Genomic DNA, 1,048 nt, shown 5'->3' with positions numbered 1-1,048 from the left:
TTATCAGCCAGCAGAGAATTAAGGAAAACAGACAGGTTTATTGAGCGCTTATCTTTCCCTTTATTTTTGCTGCGGTAAGTCGCATAAAAACCATTCTTCATAATTCAATCCATTTACTATGTTATGTTCTGAGGGGAGTGAAAATTCCCCTAATTCGATGAAGATTCTTGCTCAATTGTTATCAGCTATGCGCCGACCAGAACACCTTGCCGATCAGCCAAACGTCTCTTCAGGCCACTGACTAGCGATAACTTTCCCCACAACGGAACAACTCTCATTGCATGGGATCATTGGGTACTGTGGGTTTAGTGGTTGTAAAAACACCTGACCGCTATCCCTGATCAGTTTCTTGAAGGTAAACTCATCACCCCCAAGTCTGGCTATGCAGAAATCACCTGGCTCAACAGCCTGCTCAGGGTCAACGAGAATTAACATTCCGTCAGGAAAGCTTGGCTTGGAGCCTGTTGGTGCGGTCATGGAATTACCTTCAACCTCAAGCCAGAATGCAGAATCACTGGCTTTTTTGGTTGTGCTTACCCATCTCTCCGCATCACCTTTGGTAAAGGTTCTAAGCTTAGGTGAGAACATCCCTGCCTGAACATGAGAAAAAACAGGGTACTCATACTCACTTCTAAGTGACGGCTGCATACTAACCGCTTCATACATCTCGTAGATTTCTCTGGCGATTGAAGGGCTAAATTCTTCAACGCTAACTTTGAGAATTTTTGTAAGCAATGCGGCGTTATAAGCATTTAATGCATTGATGCCATTAAATAAAGCACCAACGCCTGACTGCCCCATCCCCATCTTGTCTGCGACAGATTCCTGGGATAAGCCAAGTTCATTTTTCTTTTTTTCATAAATTGCTTTAAGGCGACGTGCGTCCTCAAGCTGCTCTTGTGTTAATGGTTTCTTTTTTGTGCTCATACGTTAAATCTATCACCGCAAGGGATAAATATCTAACACCGTGCGTGTTGACTATTTTACCTCTGGCGGTGATAATGGTTGCATGTACTAAGGAGGTTGTATGGAACAACGCATAACCCTG

General features: G+C 43.6%; 2 protein-coding genes. Both read right to left on the bottom strand.

Annotated features, from left to right (window positions below; genetic code table 11):
• Positions 1-101, bottom strand: a 101-nt coding sequence (locus tag HP552_RS00180; protein ID WP_446686444.1) for a RexA family antiphage protein, incomplete at its 3' end; no start/stop codon positions are given.
• 112 nt (positions 102-213) lie between these two features.
• The gene (locus HP552_RS00175) at positions 214-927 is read right to left on the bottom strand and encodes a LexA family protein (RefSeq protein WP_000104864.1); all 714 of its coding nucleotides are present in this window, start codon (positions 925-927) and stop codon (positions 214-216) included.
• Positions 928-1,048 lie beyond the last annotated feature (121 nt).

Source organism: Paenibacillus xylanilyticus, assembly GCF_013359935.1.
Lineage (GTDB): Bacteria > Bacillota > Bacilli > Paenibacillales > Paenibacillaceae > Paenibacillus > Paenibacillus xylanilyticus.
This window is presented reverse-complemented; position numbering and strand designations above follow the sequence as displayed.